The organism is Mycobacterium asiaticum, from assembly GCF_001673635.1.
GTDB lineage: Bacteria > Actinomycetota > Actinomycetes > Mycobacteriales > Mycobacteriaceae > Mycobacterium > Mycobacterium asiaticum_C.
Genome location: NZ_LZMH01000031.1, coordinates 1 through 17,280, shown reverse-complemented (window position 1 = coordinate 17,280; position 17,280 = coordinate 1). Strand labels below are relative to the sequence as shown.

Annotated in this window: 8 protein-coding genes and 1 riboswitch; of the genes, 5 read left to right on the top strand and 3 right to left on the bottom strand. The window is 66.9% G+C overall.

Annotated features, from left to right (window positions below; genetic code table 11):
* Positions 1 to 10: 10 nt before the first annotated feature.
* Together A5645_RS07560 and pks2 are read right to left on the bottom strand one after the other, a co-directional pair.
* Complete coding sequence (locus A5645_RS07560) at positions 11 to 1,483, bottom strand: condensation domain-containing protein (RefSeq protein ID WP_065129081.1); 1,473 nt, start codon at positions 1,481 to 1,483, stop codon at positions 11 to 13.
* Positions 1,484 to 1,498: 15 nt separating this feature from the next.
* On the bottom strand, positions 1,499 to 7,798 hold the full coding sequence (gene pks2 / locus A5645_RS07555) for a sulfolipid-1 biosynthesis phthioceranic/hydroxyphthioceranic acid synthase (RefSeq protein WP_081288215.1): 6,300 nt from the start codon (positions 7,796 to 7,798) through the stop codon (positions 1,499 to 1,501).
* A gap of 162 nt (positions 7,799 to 7,960) precedes the next feature.
* Between pks2 and A5645_RS07550 the strand changes: the two genes are divergently transcribed.
* The 4 genes from A5645_RS07550 to ileS all read left to right on the top strand — a co-directional run bounded on the left by A5645_RS07550 (position 7,961) and on the right by ileS (position 14,055).
* The gene (locus tag A5645_RS07550; RefSeq protein ID WP_065036020.1) at positions 7,961 to 8,542 is read left to right on the top strand and encodes a carboxymuconolactone decarboxylase family protein; all 582 of its coding nucleotides are present in this window, start codon (positions 7,961 to 7,963) and stop codon (positions 8,540 to 8,542) included.
* Between the two features lie 103 nt (positions 8,543 to 8,645).
* Positions 8,646 to 9,770 (top strand): NAD(P)H-dependent flavin oxidoreductase, encoded by a 1,125-nt coding sequence (locus A5645_RS07545; protein WP_065036019.1) that lies wholly within the window; start codon positions 8,646 to 8,648, stop codon positions 9,768 to 9,770.
* A gap of 144 nt (positions 9,771 to 9,914) precedes the next feature.
* Positions 9,915 to 10,084, top strand: a riboswitch (M-box (ykoK) riboswitch).
* A gap of 279 nt (positions 10,085 to 10,363) precedes the next feature.
* Positions 10,364 to 10,609: an Rv1535 family protein gene (locus tag A5645_RS07540; protein ID WP_065036018.1), complete on the top strand. Its 246-nt coding sequence runs from the start codon at positions 10,364 to 10,366 to the stop codon at positions 10,607 to 10,609.
* A 302-nt stretch (positions 10,610 to 10,911) separates the two neighbouring features.
* On the top strand, positions 10,912 to 14,055 hold the full coding sequence (gene ileS / locus A5645_RS07535; protein ID WP_065036017.1) for an isoleucine--tRNA ligase: 3,144 nt from the start codon (positions 10,912 to 10,914) through the stop codon (positions 14,053 to 14,055).
* 15 nt (positions 14,056 to 14,070) lie between these two features.
* Here ileS and A5645_RS07530 read toward each other — a convergent pair whose 3' ends face one another.
* Complete coding sequence (locus A5645_RS07530; RefSeq protein WP_065129080.1) at positions 14,071 to 15,360, bottom strand: PE domain-containing protein; 1,290 nt, start codon at positions 15,358 to 15,360, stop codon at positions 14,071 to 14,073.
* 238 nt (positions 15,361 to 15,598) lie between these two features.
* Here A5645_RS07530 and A5645_RS07525 point away from each other — a divergent pair, with 238 nt between their 5' ends.
* Complete coding sequence (locus A5645_RS07525; protein WP_196773032.1) at positions 15,599 to 17,236, top strand: DNA polymerase IV; 1,638 nt, start codon at positions 15,599 to 15,601, stop codon at positions 17,234 to 17,236.
* Positions 17,237 to 17,280 lie beyond the last annotated feature (44 nt).

The window sequence follows — 17,280 nt, the reverse complement described above, 5'->3', positions numbered from 1 at the left end:
CGCGACCCTCTCACTGCGCGGACTGATGCGGGCCGGCGGCAGCCGTGGCGGTGGCGGGACCCGGGCAAGGCAGCGTGAGGTCGCGTCCGGCGGCCGCTCGTAGGTACACCGTTTTCATGACGTGCAGGTATCGAGAGATCGATTCGTAGGCGACCGGATTGCTGGGAAACGACGCGGTCACCGTGGTTTCTTCATGAAATTTGTTGACCCAGAGGCACACCCGTGCCGCGCGCCGGCCGTCGCTGAAGGCCCGGGTATTGGTCCGGCCCAGTTGAGCCGCAATCATCGCTGATAGCGGGGGAACGCCGCCGTCCAGGAACGACAGCATGGGAAACCCTCCTACGGCAGGCGGTTTCCGCAGCCGCGGCGCCAGTTCCAGGACCCGCTCGAATGGCACCTCGGCCAGGTGCGCGCTGGAGTCGAATGCATCTTGAGCGCCGCGTGCGGTTTCACCGAACGACGCGGCCACCGGCACCGCGAGGGGAACGTGCCCGATGAACCAGCCGGTGGTCAGAAACTCCGCGGGTGTACGACGGGTGCCGACAGGTGTGAGAGCGCAGTACGATCGTGAGCCGGTGATGGCAAACTCGGTCAGTGCGGCGGCGGCGAATACACCCCCGCTGAACCTGGCACCCGCGGCGGTACATGCGGCTTCGAACCGCTCCGTTTGATCCGCGTCCAGCAGTCGCAGCGATAGCAGCTCACCGCTGGTTGAAAGCGAGCTATCGCCAAGCGGCAGGGGGAAAGAGGGCAGCGATCCATCGTTCTCGTCAAAGATTTCCAGCCATCGGCGGATTTCGGGCGAATCCAGCGTCAGTTTCGAGGTGAAGTCGCGCTCGCGCAAGCAGTAGTCGGCGTAGCTGCCCGCCGGGGACAGCGCGATGGGTCCCTCACCGTCCATCAGCGCGTTGTACATCGCCTGAATCTCCGAATAGACGCTGCCGATGTACATCGGGTCGACGTGCAAATGGTCAACGCAGATGCAGACGGTGAAATGGTCACCGCGTTGAGTGATTGCGAACCTGAAGCATTCCCAGTCCAATGGGCCCGGGGTAGCCAAGAGGTGGTCCTGCCACTGCTTCGCCGTCATCTCGCCTCGCTGGAGCGCGACCAGTTCGACATCGGCGGGATCGGGCATGGTGTGCCGGACGATCTGCCCGCCATCGACGAACTCGAACCAGCTGTGATAGGTGTCGTGCCGGCGTAGGTGCGCATTGAAGATGTAGGTCATTGCGCGAATGTCGCACTGGCCGGGCATATCGAAGGCGATCACCAGCAGGCGCGAGATGTCGCGTCCGCGGAGCTGTTGTTCGCGGAAGCCGCGCAGATGACGGGTCTGAATGTAACTCGGCGGCACCGCACTGATCGGCGCTTGCCGCGACTTCTGCAGCGAGGCCGGTGTGGCTCGCCACAACCAGGCCGCACCCGGGGCCGGAACCCAGTCGCCGACCTTCCCGAGGCCCAGATGGCCCACAACGACCATGATCGCTCCTCGCGGTCAGTGCGGCGACACTCCAGGGTATTTCGCGACTGCGATTCGCCCCCTCATTGGCGACGGAGCGTCGTGAACTTGCGTGAGTTTGTCGCAGAGCCTGTTTGCCAAATCCCGGACCGTGGTGATGTCGGTAGTGCCCAGCCGGATTCCGGTTTCGGTCTCGAGCCGGGTGCGCAGTTCCAGGTTGCCGAGGGAATCGAGCCCGTAGTCGGACAGCGCCCGGTCGGGGTCGACGCTGCGCCGCAGGATGGTGCTGACCTGTTCGGCGACCAGTCGTCGCAACTGACTTGGCCATTCGTCCTGCGGCTGCTGCGACAACTTATCGCGGAAAGTCGCAATACCGTTGTTGCGCTGACTATTCGGGCCGCCGGAGCGAAACGCCTCGCCGAACGGGGCTCGTTCGGCCAGTCCGTCCAGCCACGGTGATCCCACGGTGGGGAGGTAGCCCGAATAGCAACGGGTGTGCCGCAGTAGCGCATCGAACGCATAGGCGCCCTCGTCGGGCGCGATCATCGTGATATCGCAGGTGTCGGCCAGGCCTGCGCCTCGGCCTAGTTCTGCCCAGGGGCCCCATGCGATCGCGGTGGCCGGGCGGCCCTGCGCCCGCCGCCAGTGGGTGAAGCCGTCCAGCCAGCTGTTGGCCGCCGCATACGCACCCTGTCCGCGCGAACCCACTAGTGCCGCCGCGGACGAAAACGAGCAGAACCAGTCCAGATCCGCGGCCTCGGTCGCGTGGTGCAGGTTCCAGGCACCGTGAACTTTGGGTGCCCAATCCCGTTGCAGCACCTGGTCGGTGATGTTGGGCAGAGTAGCGTCCTCGACCACTGCGGCCGCGTGCAGCACGCCGCGCAGCGGCAGTCCGGTGGCGGTCGCGGCCGCAACCAGCCGGTCCGCGGTGCCGGTCAAGGCGATATCGCCGCATTCCACCACCAGGTCGGCGCCGGTGGCCCGGACGAGTTCGATTGTCTCCATGGTTCTTTGATTCGGCGCCGACCGAGAGTTGAGCACGATGCGGCCGGCGCCCGCGGCGGCCATTTGCTCGGCGAGGAATAGTCCGAGGCCGCCGAGGCCACCGGTGACGATGTAGGAACCGTCGGGCCGGAACGCGGCAACCTGGTCGGGCGGCACCACCGCGGTGCTGCAGGCCGCGCGAGGGATGTCGAGCAGAAGCTTGCCGACGTGCGATGCGTTGCTCACGGCCCGAATCGCGTCGGTCGCATCGTCGAGTGGGTAGTGGGTGCATGGCGGGCTTGGCAGGACACCGGTTGCAGCGCGCCGGTAGACCTCGCGTAGCAATGTCCCGACCCGCTGGGGATGGGTGACCGCCATCAAAGCCAGGTCCACGGCGTGCAGCGAGAGGTTGCGGCGGAACGCGAAAAGACCCAGCTTGGAATCGTTGTAGATGTCGCGTTTGCCGATTTCGATGAAGCGGCCATCGAAGGCGAGCACGTCGATCCCGGCGCGCTGGCCGGCGCCGGTCAGCGAGTTGAGCACGATGTCGACGCCGTAACCGTTGGTGTCGCGACGGATCTGCTCCACGAAATCGGTGCTTCGCGAGTCGTAGATGTGCTGAAGACCCATGTCTTGTAGCAGTTTTCGGCGCAGCGGACTGCCCGCGGTGGTGAAGATTTCCGCGCCGACACTCGAGGCGATGGCGATCGCGGACTGGCCGACGCCGCCGGTGCCGGAATGGATCAGCACCTTGTCGCCGGGCTGAATACGAGCCAGTTCGTGCAGCCCGTACCACGCTGTAACCGCGGTGGTAGTGATCGCAGCGGCATGGGCATCTGACACTTCGGATGGCAGCGGCGCGGTGAGCGCAGCGTCACACGTGACGAATGTGCCCCAGCAGCCGCCCGGTGAGATACCGCCCACCCGGTCGCCGACCCGGTAGTTCGGGACATCACAGCCGACGGCGGTCACCACTCCGGCGAAATCGAGCCCCAACTGGGTCCGTTGTCCGTCGAAAGAAGGGTAGCGGCCGAACGCCGCGAGCACGTCGGCGAAATTGACACTGGAAACGCTGACCGCGACCTCGATTTCGCCGGGTCCCGGAGTCTGCCGCTTGGTGCTGACCGCCTCGATGGTCGCCAAGTCGCCGGGCGTTCGGATGACCAGGCGGAGACCATCGCGCCGGGGGTCAGCGGTGATGGTCGTTCGCTCGTCGGGGCGCAGCGGAGCCGGGCGCAGGCGTGCGGTGAGCCAGGTGTTGTTGCGCCATGCGGTCTCATCCTCGGCTGAGTCCGAAAGGAGTTGTCTCACAACGTTGTCAGCGGTCGTCGTGGTGTCGATATCGATCTGAGTGGTTCGTAGGTACGGGTGCTCGGCGCCGACCACCCGCAGCAGTCCGCGTACCCCTGCATGCGTGAGGTTGACTTGCTCGCCGGTGCGCACGGTCTGGCCGTGGCGGGTCAACACGTACAGCCTGGGTGTCTCGCCGCTCATCTCGGGCAGTTCACGGGCGATGTGGATCAGGTCGCGGATGGAATCGGTGCCTCGCGGGTCATTGTCCACAGCGCCGCCGGCGCAGACGACGACGCCGCTGACCGCGGTGAGTGCGGTGTGCAGGGCCGTACCGGTCACCGGCCAGCACATGGTGTTGACGGTCGCGCCGCGCTGCCGCAACGCTTCGGCCAATGCGGACACTGACGGATCGCCGGGAAAATCGATCAACAACCAGCTACCCGGGTCCGCGGTGAGCTCGGGTAGCTCGCGGGCCTGCCACTGGATATCCAACAAGCGGTGATCGAGCAAGCGGTCGCGGGCGGCGCTGTCGGAGAATCCGGTGCCCATCACCAGGCCGCGCACCACCAGCAGCACGCTCCCCCGCTCGTCGAGCACATCGATGTCGGCCTCAAAGTTGCTGCCGCACGCGGTAACCGTGGTGTGGCAGTAGCGCGCGGCGCCCGTCGCCCCATAGCGGCGCAGGCGGCGCACACTCAGCGGAATCAGCATGGCGCCGTTGGTAACACCGCGGACGGCGGGATGGGCCGCTACGGATTGAAAACAGGCGTCCAGCATGACTGGGTGTATCGAATACCGGGCTTGCTGGTTGCGGAGTGCTCTCGGCAAATCGATCTCGGCAACGACGGTGCCGACCGTTCCGTCGGCGATCCAGGCGGCGGTCAGGCCGGCAAAAGCGGCGCCGAACTGTATGCCATGGTCCCGGAACCACTTTCGGATCTGCACACCGTCGAGGCGGCGCGGGTGGGTGGCCAACAGCGCGCCGATGTCCTGAAATGGCACTGGGTCCGGGTCGTCTGAGTCGGCCGGCTGTAGGACGGCCGCCGCTCGCCGCACCTGGTCACCCGTCTGCACGACGAACGCGGCAACTCCGGAGGGCAACAGCGATGCCGTGGCGCCGGCGGGCGTCTCGTCGTCCAGCAGCAGCATCTCTTCGAACCGCAGGTCGCGAACCTCGGACGATTCGCCGAGTATGGTGTCGGCGGCGGACAATGCCATTTCGCAATAGGCCGCACCCGGAAGCGTTGCTATACCGTTGATTTGGTGATCGCCGGCCCAGGGCAGCGCCGTCGTGCCGACATCGGACTGCCAAGCGTGCCGCTCCGGCTCTTCCATCAGTCGAACGTGTACGCCCAGCAAGGGATGCGCGCCCACGCCGTTGGGGTTTCGGGCGGGCTGCTCCGGCGCAAGCATCAGCTGCCGATTGGCCCACACCGGCAGGGGTGCGTCCACCAGCTGGCCGGTGGGATACAGCGCGGCGAAATCAATGGCAGCGCCCGCGTTGTGGATCTCGGCATGGAGCGGTGTCACCCCGTGGGATACCGGCTGTCCGCGCCGCAGGGCGGGGATAGCAGCGACCGGCATGTCCAATGCACGGGCGGTCTGCTCGATGGCCCGGGTCAGCAGCGGATGCGGCGACAATTCGACGAATACCCGATGCCCGTCTTCGAGCGCGGCCTTGGTGGCGGCGGAGAAGCGCACCGCGTGGCGCAGATTGTCCACCCAGTAGCGGGCGTCGCACTTGGGCGTTTCGCGGGGGTCGAACAGCGTCGCCGAATAGTAGGCAAGGCGCGGAGTCCGCGGTGTTATGTCGCTCAGCAGGCCGGCCAGCTCGTCGAGGATCGGGTCGACCTGTGGGGTATGGGATGCGACGTCCACGGCGACCTCGCTGGCCAGAATGTCGCGGTTCTTCCACCCCGCGACCAACTGACGGACTGGCTCGGTTCTACCGCCGATCACGGTCGATTCCGGTGACGCGATGACGGCGATCACCACGTCGGTGATGCTTTGCCGGGCAAGCTCTTCGCGGACCTGTTTCGCGGGGAGTTCGATCGCCGCCATCGCGCCGGAACCGACGAGCTGGGTGCACAATCGGGAGCGGCGGCAGATGACCCGCACACCGTCGGCCAGAGAGAGGACGCCGGCGACGACGGCAGCCGAGACCTCGCCAAGGGAATGCCCGATCACTGCGGCGGGCCTCGCACCCGAGGACTCCAGCGCCGCCGCGAGCGCGACCTGCAGGGTGAACAGCGTCGGCTGAATGTGTTCGATGCTGGTGAGGACTTGCGGTGTGCTCAAGGCTTCGGTCACCGAGAATCCCGACTCCCGGGCGATCAGCGGTTCGGCGGCGGCCACCGTGGCAGCGAACGCGGCCTCGTCGGCCAGCAGGTCGGCGCCCATGGCCGGCCACTGCGAGCCCTGTCCGGAGAAAACCCACACCGGTCCTCGGTCGTCGAGACCGACGGCGCTGTGCATCGGTTGGTCGCCGTCGGCGAATTCGCGGAGCCGCTCGATCAATTCGGCATTGTTGTCCGCGACGATCGCGCTGCGTACCGGCCGGTGGCCGCGCCGGCGTGCCAGGGTGTAGGCAAGATCCGCCGGAGCTACCTCGTGCCTGCCGATCCAGTCCGCGAGCCGACTCGCCGTCTGCCGCAATGCCTGCGCGGAGGTGGCCGACATGACGAACAACTTCGCTGAGCCGGTGTTCCGCTGGTCCGCTACCGGGGGTGCTTGCTCGACGATGACGTGCGCATTGGTCCCCGACATTCCGTACGACGACACCGCCGCTCGTCGCGGCGTCGTCACATCGCTCGCGGGCCAGCTCGTAATAGACTGTGGCACAAACAATCCGGTGTCAATCCCGGCCAATTGGTCGGGTAGCCGGGTGAAATGGGCCATCGGCGACACTGCTGCGTGCTGGAGCGACAGGATCGCCTTGATAAGGCCGACCGCGCCCGCGGCCGCCTCGGTGTGACCGACATTGCTCTTGGCCGAGCCGAGGGCACAGGGCCGGCCATGCGTCCCGTAAACTCTTGCAAGACTGAGAAATTCGATGGGATCGCCCACCGGTGTGCCGGTGCCGTGCGCTTCAACCATGCCGATGGTGTCGGGGTGCACACCGGCGGCCGCCAACGCCGCGCGATACGCCGCTACCTGCGCATCTGACGAGGGCGTCGTAATGGTGTCGGTGCGACCGTCCTGATTTGTCGCGGTGCCCCGTACGACGGCCAGAATCCGATCGCCGTCGCGCAGCGCGTCGGGCAGGCGCTTCAACACCACCATGGCGCAGGCCTCGGACCGCACGAATCCGTCGGCGGCTGTATCGAACGGCCGGCACCGTCCGGTGGGTGACAACATGCCTTGTCCGGACGCCGACGCGTACAGCTGCGGTTCCAGCATGACCATGCAGCCCCCGGCCAGGGCCAGGTCGCTCTCGCGATCGTGCAGGCTGCGGCAGGCCAGGTGCACCGCCACCAGGCTCGACGAACACGCGGTGTCCACCGTCAACGCCGGGCCCCGCAGGCCCAGGGCATACGACACCCGCCCGGACGCCATACTCAGCGCGGTGCCGGTGAAGCCGTACGCATCACCCAATGCGCCCGCCGCATTGGTGACATGGGTGTAGTCGTCGTGGCACAAGCCGACGAAGACGCCGGTCAGTGAGTCGGCCAGCGAGGCGGGCGGGCGCCCGGCGTGCTCCACGGCCTCCCACGAAACCTGCATCAGCAGGCGGTGTTGTGGATCGATCGCCGCAGCCTCCCGCTCGCTGATGCCGAAGAACTCCGGATCGAACCCCGCGACGTCGGTCAGGAAGCCGCCCCAGCGAGATACCGACCGGCCGGGTTGTCCCGGCTCGGGGTCGTAATAGTCGTCGGCGTTCCATCGCTCGGCAGGTACCTGGGTGATTGGGTCATCGCCGCGTAACAGTGTGTTCCAGAACGCCTCGGGGGAATCAATTCCGCCGGGGAGGCGGCATGCCATGCCGATGACCGCCACGGGAGTGCCTTGTAATTGATCCACCGTCGGCTCACCTCGTCGCTCGCTCAAGCTGCCCGTCATCCTTGCGCGAAGCGCCACGGATCAGGGATCAACGCGCCGGTGTGTGCCCCGGTATTGCAGTTGAGCGATACAGAGCCCGAAGGCCGGCTGCCGGGAGGTAATGTGCGAAACCCTTGGAGTTCATTCGATTCGCTTGTGCGATAAGCGGGGAGGGCATGCAACATGACCCAAGCCAACGAGCCGTCCCGGATACCCCTGCTGCCTGTCGACGAGGCCAAAGCCGCCGCCGACGAGGCCGGGGTGCCGGACTACATGGCCGAACTGAGCATCTTCCAGGCGCTGCTGAACCATCCGCGACTGGCGGGCGTCTTCAACGATCTGCTCGCCTCGATGCTGTGGCATGGCGCCCTCGACCGGAGACTGCGCGAACTGGCGATCATGCGCATCGGCTGGCTGACCGGCTGCGACTACGAGTGGACTCAGCACTGGCGGGTGGCCTCGCGCCTGGGGGTGTCGGCCGAAGATCTGGTGGGCGTGCGGGACTGGCAGGCGCACAACGGGTTCGGTGCCACCGAGCGGGCGGTCCTGGCCGCCACGGACGACATCGTGCGCGACGGCGCGGTGAGCGATCCGAGCTGGGCGGCGTGCGAGCGGGAATTCGACGGTGACACAACCGTTCTCATCGAGCTGGTCACCGCGATCGGGGCATGGCGGATGGTCGCCTCGATCCTGCGCAGTCTGAAGGTTCCGCTGGAGGAGGGCGTGGCCAGCTGGCCGCCGGACGGCGTTTCCCCGCCGTCCTAGCGTCTCCCGCCCAACGTGGGCCTCAGGTAGACGAATCGCGCAGTTTCCCTACCCAGGACCCACTCTCGACGAACCATCAGCGTGACGGCGTAGCGTCGGCGGCATGCGAACCAGGGTGGCCGAAATGCTCGGCGTCGAATTTCCAATCTGCGCGTTCAGTCATTGCCGTGATGTGGTCGCCGCGGTGACCAATGCGGGTGGTTTCGGGATTCTCGGGGCCACCGCACACAGCCCGCGTCGGCTGGAGAGCGAGCTGACCTGGATCGAGGAGCAGACCGGTGGCAAGCCGTACGGGGTGGACCTGTTGCTACCGCCCAAATACGTCGGTGCTGAAGAAGGCGGCATCAATTCCCGGCAGGCACAGGACCTACTACCCGAGGAACACCGCGCGTTCGTCGACGAGCTGCTGAACCGCTACGGGGTCGCCGCGCAGGTCACCGACGAAGAGCCGATCCGCGGCGGCCTGAACATCTCGCCGAAGGGCTACGAACCGCTGCTGGAGGTGGCGTTCTCGCACAACATTCGGCTCATCGCCAGCGCGCTCGGACCGCCGCCGCACGACCTGGTGGAGCGGGCGCACAACCAGGACGTGCTGGTGGCCGCGCTGGCCGGCACCACTCAGCACGCGCGCCGGCACGCGGCCGCCGGAGTGGACCTGATTGTCGCGCAGGGCACCGAGGCGGGCGGGCACACCGGCGAGGTGGCGACGATGGTGCTGGTTCCCGAGGTGGTCGACGCCGTCGCGCCGACGCCGGTGCTGGCCGCCGGCGGCATCGCCCGCGGCCGCCAAATCGCGGCGGCCCTGGCGCTGGGCGCCGAGGGTGTGTGGTGTGGATCGGTATGGCTGACCACCGAGGAAGCCGAAACGGCGCCGGTGGTCAAGGACAAATTCCTGGCCGCGACGTCCTCGGACACGGTGCGGTCGCGGTCGATGACCGGCAAACCGGCGCGCATGCTGCGCACGGCCTGGACCGACGAATGGGAACGGCCTGACACCCCCAATCCGCTGGGCATGCCACTGCAGACCGCGCTGGTGACCGATTCGCAGATCCGCATCAACCAGGCGGCGGCGCACCCCGGCGCCAAGGCGCGTGAACTCGCGACCTACTTCGTCGGCCAGGTGGTCGGCTCGCTGGATCGGGTGCGGCCCACCCGGGCGGTGGTGCTGGAGATGGTCGAGGAGTACATCGAGACCATCGGTCGGCTGGAGTCGCTGACCGAATTGTGACCTTAGCCACATCGCTGCTCGGCGGCCCGTCTGCGCAGCTCAGCGGCCTTAACGGGGTAGTGGCTCAGCGGGTCGGGATAAACATTCGGAATCTGCGGGATGGCGCGTTGACCGAGGCCGGTCGGTGGTGCATGATCGGTCAGGCAAGCACCTCGTTAGGTGAGGCGGCTACACGAACATAGGCCACTGACCCCGAACGTCGAAAGACGCCCCGGGTCAGGACAGCTCCTCCCGGATTAAGGGTTGAGCCCAGGTGGCTTCCGGTTTACCGGACACGTCGGGTAGTGCCGAAGCTCTGACGAGAGGGGTGCGGATTTTCCGGCGGAGATGCCGGGATTCTGTTCTCCTTGTTGTGTGTGCACAGATCGCGCGGTTGCCGCGTGGTCGTGACCGAGAGGAGGTGAGGGACGCATGAGTTCCAGTGGTAGTCCGGGTCGATATCCGGATGTTTCGTCCCTGACCGGTCTCCGGCACGACGTCCTCGGCTGAGTCGTCACACACCCTCCACGCTCGGAGCCGTTACGGGACGGGACTCTTTCAAGATTCTTTTGAGGTCCACCTGTCACCGTTGGTTTTCCCGCTAGGAGGCGATCATGACCGCTGCTCTGTACGACGAAGTAGTAACCCTTCCCGCCGCGCCGCAGCTGCACGTGGTGCGCGACGTGCCCGTCGCCGACGTGCCGGCGAAGGCGCCCGCCAAGGCTGCGCGTCGCATCGACGAGGCGCTCGGCGCCGGAAGCGACCCGCTGGTTGACGGCGCCGCCCGGCTGCTCACCATCCCGCTGCGGCACCTGTACGCCGCGCTGTGGCGCGTCGGCGTGCTCGAGGTTCAGGCGTAAAGCCATGGACAGCGATCAACTCGGGACTCCGAGGGGCTAGCCGACCGCAGGTCGCCTGCGGCGGGCCAGCCCCTCGGGGTCCATCTATTAGACTCAGCTCATTGGCGTCGATCCGGCCATCACCGGGGAGCCTTCGGAAGAACAGCCTCTGCGGCCCAGTAGAACCGAACGGGTAGGCCCGTCACAGCCGTATCCAGAGCGGTCACGCGTCAGCGTGGCAAGCGGGGTGGTACCGCGGCGTTCGCGCACCAGCGCATCGTCGTCCCCGTGCCTGAACTGCCGAGGCACCGGAGACAACGCACGTGACTGATAACGCCGACCACACGGCCTATCCCAAGCTGGCCAGCGGCGCACCCGACTTTCCCGCCCTCGAACTCGAGGTGCTCGACTACTGGTTCCGCGACGACACCTTTCGTGCCAGCATCGCCCGACGTGACGGGGCGCAGGAATACGTGTTCTACGACGGCCCGCCGTTCGCGAACGGCCTGCCGCACTACGGGCATTTGCTGACCGGCTATGTCAAAGACATCGTGCCGCGGTATCGGACGATGCGCGGTGACAAGGTGGAGCGCCGATTCGGGTGGGACACACACGGATTGCCGGCCGAACTCGAAGTCGAACGCCAACTGGGTATCACCGACAAGTCTCAGATCGACTCGATGGGGATCGCCGCCTTCAACGACGCCTGCCGCGCGTCGGTGTTGCGCTACACCGACGAATGGCAGCAGTACGTGACCCGCCAGGCCCGCTGGGTCGATTTCGACAACGACTACAAGACACTCGATCTCAGCTATATGGAGTCGGTGATCTGGGCGTTCAAGCAGCTGTGGGACAAGGGCCTGGCCTACGAGGGCTACCGGGTGCTGCCGTACTGCTGGCGCGACGAGACCCCGTTGTCCAACCACGAGCTGCGCATGGACGACGACGTCTACCAAAGCCGTCAGGACCCCGCTCTCACGGTTGGATTCAGGGTGGTGGGCGGTGACTCCCAAAATGGACTGGCCGGTGCGTATCTGCTCATCTGGACGACGACGCCGTGGACCCTGCCGTCGAACCTGGCGGTGGCGGTGAACCCCGGCGTGAGCTACGTGGAAGTTCGGAACGGGGATCGACGCTTTGTGCTCGCGGAGGCGCGGCTGGCCGCCTACGCCCGCGAGCTCGGCGAAGAGCCCGAGGTGCTGCGCGTTATCCCCGGCTCGGACCTGCTGGGCACCCGGTACCTGCCGCCCTTCCCGTATTTCATGGACGCGCCCAACGCTTTCCAGGTGTTGCCCGGCGAATTCGTCACCACCGACGACGGGACCGGGCTGGTGCACATGGCACCGGCTTATGGTGAGGACGACATGGCGACCACCGACCCGGTGGGCATCGAGCCGGTCACGCCGGTCGACGCCAAGGGCCGCTTCGACGCGACCGTCCCGGATTATCAGGGGCAGCATGTCTTCGACGCCAACCCGCAGATCATCCGTGACCTGAAGAATCAGAGCGGTCCGGCGGCGGCGAACGGCGCGGTGCTGCTGCGCCACGAGACTTACGAGCACCCGTACCCGCACTGCTGGCGATGCCGAAATCCGCTGATTTACCGGGCGGTGTCGTCCTGGTTCGTGCGGGTGACCGACTTCCGCGATCGCATGGTGGAGCTCAACCAGCAGATCACCTGGTATCCCGAACACGTCAAGGACGGGCAGTTCGGCAAGTGGTTGCAGGGCGCCCGCGACTGGTCGATCTCGCGAAACCGTTACTGGGGCACCCCTATTCCGGTGTGGAAGTCCGACGATCCGGCGTTCCCCAGGATCGACGTGTACGGCAGCCTGGACGAGCTGGAACGCGACTTCGGGGTGCGCCCGGACAACCTGCACCGGCCCTACATCGACGAACTCACCAGGCCCAATCCCGACGACCCGACCGGGAACAGCACGATGCGCCGCATCACCGATGTGCTCGACGTGTGGTTCGACTCCGGGTCGATGCCCTATGCGCAGGTGCATTACCCGTTCGAGAACGCGGACTGGTTCGACAGCCACTACCCGGGTGACTTCATCGTCGAGTACATCGGCCAGACCCGGGGCTGGTTCTACACGCTGCACGTGCTCGCGACCGCGTTGTTCGACCGGCCGTCGTTCAAAACCTGTGTGGCGCATGGGATCGTGCTGGGGTCAGACGGCCAGAAGATGAGCAAGTCGCTGCGCAATTATCCGGACGTGACCGAAGTGTTCGACCGCGACGGCTCGGACGCGATGCGGTGGTTCCTGATGGCCTCGCCGATCCTGCGTGGCGGAAACCTGATCGTCACCGAGCAGGGCATCCGGGACGGTGTGCGTCAGGTGTTGCTGCCGTTCTGGAACGCCTACAGCTTCCTGGCCCTGTACGCACCGAGAGTCGGCGCTTGGCGCACAGATTCTAAGCATGTGCTGGACCGCTACATCCTGGCCAAGCTGGCGGTGTTGCGCGACGACCTGACCGCTGCGCTGGACGTGTGCGACATCTCCGGCGCCTGCGAGCAGCTGCGCCTGTTCACCGAGGCGTTGACGAATTGGTATGTCCGACGGTCCCGTTCGAGATTCTGGGTGGAGGACGTCGACGCCATCGACACCCTGCACACCGTGCTGGAGGTGACCGCCCGGTTGGCCGCTCCGCTCTTGCCGTTGATCACCGAGTTGATCTGGCGCGGCCTCACCGGTGGCCGTTCGGTGCATCTGACGGACTGGCCGCAGACGTCCGAGCTGCCGGTGGACGCCGACCTGGTCGCCGCGATGGACCAGGTGCGCGAGGTGTGCTCGGCGGCGTCCTCGCTGCGCAAGGCCAAGAAGCTGCGGGTGCGCCTACCATTACCCAAATTAACTGTGGCGGTGGAGGATCCGGAACGGTTGCGGCCGTTCACCGACCTGATCGGTGACGAGCTCAACGTCAAGAAGGTCGAGCTGACCGATGCGATCGACACCTACGGCCGGTTCGAGCTGACAGTGAACGCCCGGGTGGCCGGACCGCGGCTGGGCAAGGACGTGCAGGCGGCGATCAAGGCCGTCAAGGCCGGTGAAGGCGTCGTCAACCCGGACGGCACTCTGACCGCAGGACCGGCGGTGCTGCAACCCGAGGAATACAGTTCCCGGCTGGTGGCCGCCGATCCGGAGTTCACCGCGGCGCTGCCGGGGGGAGCGGGCCTGGTGGTGTTGGACGGCACGGTGACTCCCGAGCTGGAGGCCGAGGGTTGGGCCAAAGACCGCATCCGCGAGTTGCAGGAGTTGCGCAAGTCGACCGGGTTGGACGTCTCCGACCGGATCAGCGTGGTGGTCGCGGTGCCGTCCGAACGCGAGGAGTGGGCGCGCACCCACCGAGACCTGATCGCGGGTGAGATCCTGGCTACCTCTTTTGAATTCGGCGACCCGTCCGACGGCGTCGAGATCGGTGACGGGGTGCGGGTGGCGATCTCCCGGGTGCCCGTCTAGGCAGCGCCCGGTCGACTACAGGTCGACCGCCGGGACGATCGGTACTGCCGCAACCAGCGAAATCGGTTGCGGCGGTGCTCCGATGGCCTCGGCGAGCCGCTGAGGCAGGTGCAGTAGCAACCCGGGCAGGATCCCGCCGGTGGGCGTGCCGCCGAGTGGCAGCGACAACAGCGAGAAGCCCGTGGCCGGACCGATGTTCGCGGTCACCGTCGACAACGGCGTGAGCAGACCGCCAACGGGTAGACCTGCCGTCGCCGGCACACTGAGTGCCCCGACGCCGCCGGCGAGCGGCAGGTCTAGCGCGGGTAGGGTCAGGCCGAGCATGACCTGGCCGTTCAGGAAGCCGTTGGTGACGACGGCGGGCGAGGTGAGCACGGCCACCGCGGCGCCGAACAGGTCGCCGCGTTGCATGGCGTTGCCGAAGGCCGTCGCGCTGGACATGAACGCATCGAAGGTGGTGATCGGCGAACCGATCGCGTTGATGCCCATGGCGATTGGCAGACCGAAGAAGGCTGCTCCGGTGGCTACGGGGTCGAGTGACGCTCCGATGGAATAGGAGAAGTCGGTCAGTGTTCTGAGCACGTTGAATGCGTTCTGACCGATTTGGCCGGGGATGGTGAAGATGGGAGCGATGTCAGCGAGGACCTGGGTGGCGTCCGCGCCGGCCTGCAGGCTAGCCCCCGCATTGGCCAGCGACGTGGAGATGATCTCGCCGTAGTGGGCCTGGTTGGCCAGGAACTGGCGCAGGAACGGGAACGGGTTGGACTGCAGTCCGTTGCCGAGGCTCTGCAGGTTCGCGATCGTGTTGTTGAAGAGGGCCTCATACGGCCTGGTGAACGCCGTCCAATCGGGCGCAGTGGCGCCGGGGCCGAACAGTCCGGGTAGCAGCTCAGGCAGGGCCGGGAGTCCGGGTAGGGCGGGACCGCCGGGAAGGGCTGGCAGGCCTGGTAGGGCGGGCATGCCGGGCAGGGGCGCCGCCGGCGGGGCCAGGGCGGAGGACACGGAGTTGGTGACCACCTGCACGGCATTCGCTGTCTCGGTGCCCGCATAGGCGCCGGCGGTGGAGCCCAGCAGGTCGACGATCCCGGTGTGGAAGGCTCGAGTTTGCGCACTGATGATTTGGAATTCCTCGCCGAACTCACCGAATATGCGGGCGATGGCCGCCGATATCTCGTCCGCTGCCGCCGGGGCGATAGCTGTGGTGGAGGCTGCGATCGACTCCGATACCTCGGTTAAAGCCGACCGTATGCCTGCCAACTCTTGGGCGGCGGACTCGATCCAATCGGGAGCAACAACGAGTGACATAGCCATCTCCTTCGACCAGTGCCAATAGCCGATCGCGCGCGATCAACGTGGTAATGGCCGGAAGGACGGCTATTAAACATGCGTGTAACGCTATATTTTCGCTCGCGTAAAGAAATTGAGCGCGGGCGCTGGGCGCCGTGTGTCGAGCGTGGGGGTCATGGCGCTGCGCCCTCGCGTTCTTCGCCGTAAGGCCCACGCTCGGCGGGCTAGCGAACACCGCCAAATAGCATCGACACCTGTGGAGTCCCGTTGGGTGCTGCACCTGGACATGGACGCGTTCTTCGCCTCCGTCGAACAACTCACCCGGCCGACTCTGCGGGGGCGTCCGGTGCTGGTCGGCGGCCTGGGCGGGCGGGGCGTGGTCGCCGGGGCCAGTTACGAGGCGCGGGTGTTCGGCGCCCACTCAGCCATGCCGATGCACCAGGCCCGCCGGCTGGTCGGAGTCTCGGCGGTGGTGTTGCCGCCGCGCGGTGTGGTGTACGGCGTCGCAAGCCGGCGCGTCTTCGAGACGGTGCGCCATGTGGTGCCCGTGCTGGAACAGCTGTCCTTCGACGAAGCGTTCGGCGAACCCGCGCAGCTCGCCGGGGCGTCGGCGACCGACGCCGAGGAATTCTGCGCCGAACTGCGGCGGCGGGTGCGCGAGGAGACCGGCCTGATCGCCTCGGTGGGCGCCGGTTCGGGCAAGCAGATCGCCAAGATCGCCTCCGGCCTGGCCAAACCGGACGGCATCCGGGTCGTGGACCGCGCCGAGGAACGAACGCTGCTGGCCGGCTTACCCGTGCGTCGGCTGTGGGGGATCGGTCCCGTCGCCGAGGACAAATTGCATCGGCTCGGCATTGAGACCATTGGGCAACTGGCCGCGCTCAGCGACGCGGAGGTGGCCAATATCCTGGGGGCCACGGTCGGGCCGGCGTTGCACCGGCTGGCCCGCGGCATCGATGACCGGCCGGTCGCCGAACGCGCCGAAGCCAAGCAGATCAGCGCCGAATCCACCTTCGCCACCGACCTGACCACCCTCGATCAGCTGCGGGACGCGATTGAACCCATCGCCGAGCACGCGCACCGCCGCCTGCTCAAGGACGGCCGGGGCGCGCGGACGGTCACGGTGAAGCTCAAGAAATCCGACATGAGCACGTTGACCCGCTCGGCGACCCTGCCGTACGCGACGGTCGAAGCGGGTGCGTTGGTGGCCCTCGCCCGCAGGCTGCTGCTCGACCCCGTCCAGATCGGGCCGATTCGGCTTCTGGGCGTTGGGTTTTCGGGCCTCAGCGACGTTCGCCAGGAGTCGCTGTTTCCCGATCTGGAGTTGGCGCGGGAGTCGGCTTTGCAAACGGGGCTGGAAACGGCGCCGGAATCGCATCAGGATTTCGAGACGATGCGGGCGGCGCTGCTGACCGGACAAAACGGGGCGTCATGGCGGGTCGGCGACGACGTGGTGCACCCCGAGTTCGGGCACGGGTGGGTACAGGGCGCGGGTCATGGCGTGGTCACCGTGCGATTCGAGACCCGCAGTTCGGGTCCCGGCCAGGCCCGCACCTTCCCCGTCGAGACCCCCGATCTCGCCGCCGCCAACCCGGTCGACAGCCTGGACTGGGCAGACTACGTCGGTGATCTGCGCGAGCGGGACGCCTCAGCCCCAGCGATCGAGGACGTCGGCGACGGGGTGCGGCGCCTGTCCCGCGCCGGGGTGACGGTCGCCGTGTCCACCCGGGTGCCCAGCGGCCGGGTGAGCGCCGGTTACGGGCCGGGCGACGACCTGGCGCGTGCGGGCGCGCTGCTGGTGCCGCGACTGGGCCCGCCGCAGGCGCGCGTGCTGCTGATGGCGGCCCTGGCCGCGGGCCTACCCGTCGCCGACGTCCTCGATCGCTGGGGCTGAGGCGTCCCGCTCGCGCAGATCACCGACGTAGTCTGCCCAGTCCA